The 3943-nt window shown below is 44.0% G+C and carries 4 protein-coding genes; all 4 read right to left on the minus strand.

What is annotated here, in order from left to right:
• Positions 1 to 242 (minus strand): hypothetical protein (locus P618_RS03595; RefSeq protein ID WP_040458413.1); only part of this gene is annotated, 242 nt, incomplete at its 3' end.
• Between the two features lie 2 nt (positions 243 to 244).
• Positions 245 to 2185, minus strand: a complete 1941-nt coding sequence (locus P618_RS08635; protein WP_021826899.1) for a hypothetical protein — start codon at positions 2183 to 2185, stop codon at positions 245 to 247.
• 130 nt (positions 2186 to 2315) lie between these two features.
• Positions 2316 to 3113: a ribosome-recycling factor gene (locus P618_RS03605; RefSeq protein WP_021826900.1), complete on the minus strand. Its 798-nt coding sequence runs from the start codon at positions 3111 to 3113 to the stop codon at positions 2316 to 2318.
• A 10-nt stretch (positions 3114 to 3123) separates the two neighbouring features.
• Positions 3124 to 3943: hypothetical protein (locus tag P618_RS08640; protein WP_239638260.1), on the minus strand; the 820-nt coding region annotated here is incomplete at its 5' end.

The raw sequence follows: 3943 nt of genomic DNA on the forward strand, positions 1-3943 counted from the left end.
TTAAAAATTGCTTCAGTAATAAAACCAAATAATAACTCACACTGTTGAATACCAAAAATTTCTTCGTTTTCATCTGTATCGTAAATTTTTGGAAGCCTCCCCCATTCTTTGTATACTTTTTCTAAATCCTTCAATAATTCACTATTCTCATATTTTTCAAGAGCTTTTAAGAGTTCTTTGTCCTCTCCAGAATAAATAGGAGATCTGTTTCTGATTTCTTGATAAATTTGATTTTTTCTCATTATTAATCTCCTTTTGGTTTACATGGTAAGCGCTCTAAGAAATTATTAGGAGCACTTTCCTTGGTCATGCGTAATGCTTGACTGCACACATCATTAACTACATCTTGGTGAAAGCCCGCTTCTTGAAGACCTTTTCGGGTGTCTATGATTCCCTGAGCCAGCCCTGATCGATCGTGGCCATGTTTAATTTTTTCATTATTTTTATGAATCAATTTTCTCCCATCCCATTGATGTAGATCTTTTGGCATGGCAATAACTACATCATTTTTGAATTCTTTTCCGGTTTGCTTTCTAAATTCTTTCGCTTGAGCTTGAGGATAAATGTGATGTTTTTCAAACTCTAATCCGGTTTCTATTTGTTTATTCTCGATAAATTTTTTTACTTCCCTATCCTTATATTTTCCAACAAACAATCCTTCTCCTTGATATTTTTCCGCGTACACTCGCATTTCTTCCGGAGTCATTTTAGACGATTTTTCAATATTTTTTCGCGCTGAAACATTTACAGCTTGCGATCCTCTCTTTGCTTGAGAGCCACCATCATTTCTTGCTCCGGTTTTCATCAAGGTGTTCGGGCCCTTTTGCTCTTTTGAAAACGCTTTTTTTGCCAGGCGTACTCCGGCTTTTGCTGCTCGCGCTCCGGCCTTTAGACCTTGTGTGCCAAGTCCTGACGAGGCCAGATCCAGTGCCACAGACCCTGCTGTCAGCGCTGCATGCCCTCCAGCCGTCCAGTAATTTCCCGCCTCAAGGTTCTCTTTGATATCTTTGGCGCCTTGAACCACATCCAAAACGATGGCCGGAATGCTGGCCAAAAAATTGTGCTCTAGTGCGTTTGCAGATGCGGTATCGCAGGCGGTGATATCTCCGGAATCCTTGCCCGCCAAGCACAAACCCGCCGCTGTCAGCACTCTTATACAGGCTTGAGTTCGCCGGCCCAGCTCTAAGCCCGCCTCTTGACACCGAGAAACATAATCGGACCATGGCTCTTGAGGGAGCTGTTTTGGCAAAAATTGCTTGACGTTTTCCATGACCAGTTCTGCGCCCGACTCGGCGGCCATGGTAGTGCCGGCGGCTAAAAAGGCCTTGCTCCAGTCCAGATGGCCAGAGGTCACGGCTTGTAGGCTCAGTGTAGAGGCCAAAGAGAGCGCTCCGTGAAGCAATTTGTGCTCTAGAAAGTTGATTTCCTTGCTTTGATACTCCAGCCCGATTTGCCCGGCTAGAAATCCAGAAGCTTGTATCAGGCCTTGTCCCGCAAGGGCTTTTAGAGGATCGGCCTGATAGACGGCACAATTCAAAGCAGTGTTTTTAACGGCATGGATGGCTCGGTGGTCGGGCAAAACCTGACCCAAAGCCAGGCTCGCTCCAGACACTGCAAGACTTTTACCTGCGTCTTTTAACATTTCTCGAAAGTGAATGTGCCTGTGATCAGCCAGGCACTCCAGGCCTGAGTTCTGGATAAAGGCATGACCAGAGGCCGCAATCACCGATCCCACCAAAGGAGGAGCCAGCACCGCAGACAGAGCCGTGATGCCCACGCCAAGGACGGCCTTAAATGCGGGCTTAAACTGAGTGCTTATATATTTTTCTTCTTGAGTGCAAGGCTCTAAAACCTGAAGGACCTGGCAAAAGGACTCTCGTGGAGCAATTTCTAAAGCCGGAGGAGAGCCTTGAGCTGACATCTCCAACAGCGGCGTGTCTACTGTAATGCGTCCCTTAAAGCCGCAGTTTCGGTAGCTCAGCCCTTGCCCAGCAAGGCTTTGGGTCTTGACTCGAACAATATTCTTTTTCAACACCTGAGTCTTGTGATAGCTGTCTTGCACTGGAGCGGCCAGCAATTGAAGCTTTTCCGCCGCCCTCAAGCTCACGCCGGATCTAAATTCAGTAGCCTGGAAGGACCCTTGCACCATGCTCACCTTCAAGTCTCCACACAAGGACCCCGGCACCGGAGCCGAGCTCTGGCGAGTTTCTTGAAGATAAAGAGAGCTAGAGGACTCCAGAAAAGTATTAACGCCCGGACGGTTCTGAAGAGCACGAGCCGTGATGCTCCCTGAGCCCTCAATATGGCCGCAACGCTTATCGATGACCTATCCCCACAACCTCTTCGGGAAGCAATAACAGCTGGCCCAAAACATATTCGGCGCAAGCTAAAGATTCTTTGGCAGACTCCACGTCTTCTTGAGCCACTTTTTTTTCCTGTTCACGTGAAACTTTCTGAAGCTTTTCCTGAGCTTTTTTTAACGAATCTTTCCATTCCGAAATTTCTTTTTCCACTAGATTTTTTATCATAATTCGGTTCCCTAAATGTAACGCGTCCACAACATGAAGCTTTGGGAATTCATCAGGTGTAATACGATAAAATGTTTTAAAAATCATTTTAAACATAAAATCACTTGCTACATAATTTAACTCTTTGGAAGGTAGCAAATGCAACGATCGCATTAGCCAAGGAACATAATCTGGCCAACGAGCCGTAATAACGCCAACCATAGGTTGCGACCACATACCCTCCATATACCATTCATCGGGAAAATATTTCATAACCGATGGAATAAATGAAGGATCTTCCAAGTGTTCTAAAGTCATAAATAAGTAATAAAAACACCAAGATGCACGTTCATGTTCGTAAAATTCTCCGATTTTTTCTAGGTAATCAACTCCTCGTTCTCCTAAGTCCCACATGTTAAAATAACGATCTAGCGCCTTTAGAAGATCTTTTTTAACTGCAAATTTTGGTAGAAATTCCATCCAGTGATCTCTTAAAACTCCCCCCATAGCTTCATGATCATGCCCGTCATCATAATAAAAAATCTCATCCATCACATCTTGAAGACTTTCATAATTCGTTTTTAAAACCATGTCGTAAATTTTCATACTTTACCCCTTATTTCGTTAAATTTTTCTGCAAATATTCCGAAAAATGCACCTTATTTAATCGAATAACCTCTAAAAGCGCTGTATTCAGGTCTTGACGCACCTCATTTTGTAGGATTGGATCAGAAATTCTTAGTGCACAATTTCGCAAATCACGAATGGACCAGAACAATGCTTCTCGAAGATTATTGAATTTATATTTGTTAGCAGTATGCACAAAGGATTCATGCCAAATTTTTGGAATTAAAATAGAAACCCCAGCATCGGGATGAATATCGTGCGCAATAAAGTGACGGTTATTGGCTTGCGTGCCCACGTGGTGACGAACCGTAAATTCTGCTTTACCATTGATTCCCTCTTTTAGATGTTGAAATTTTTCGTTTCGAGTCTCACCTATTTTTTTTAAATCTTTATACGTTCCCACCAAAAATTTTTGATTCTTATATTCTTGAAAATATTGAGCAATCTGTTCGTGCTCTTCAGGTTTAACTATGTACCTTTCATCATGCAATCCCCCTTGCCCACCAAGGCCTTTTGGAGCCTGTGTACGTTCAGCCGGAGGATTGTCCGGATTAATTTTTCGTTTAAAATCTGGCTTTTGATCGTTCCTTTGGGAATTTTGATTGTGGCTTTTTTGCAGCATCGGATCTTGCCCTGAAGCCTTTTTTTGAGCCGTTTTCTGCACCGCCCTACCCTTTGCGCCCGCTTTTTCTGCCAGTTTCCCCAGGCCTCTGCCCAGCGCTTTGCTGAATTTTTGTCCAGCGATTTCTTTGGCCAGCACTTTTCCAGCGCCCGCCAAGCCTTCCGCACGATACCCTTGGGCCAGGTTC

The organism is Holospora obtusa F1 (genome assembly GCF_000469665.2).
Taxonomy (GTDB): domain Bacteria; phylum Pseudomonadota; class Alphaproteobacteria; order Holosporales; family Holosporaceae; genus Holospora; species Holospora obtusa.

Excerpts from the sequence above, each read along its gene's own strand:
- P618_RS03605 (WP_021826900.1), bottom strand. The coding sequence starts at position 3,113 with ATGAAAATTTACGACATGGTTTTAAAAACGAATTATGAAAGTCTTCAA.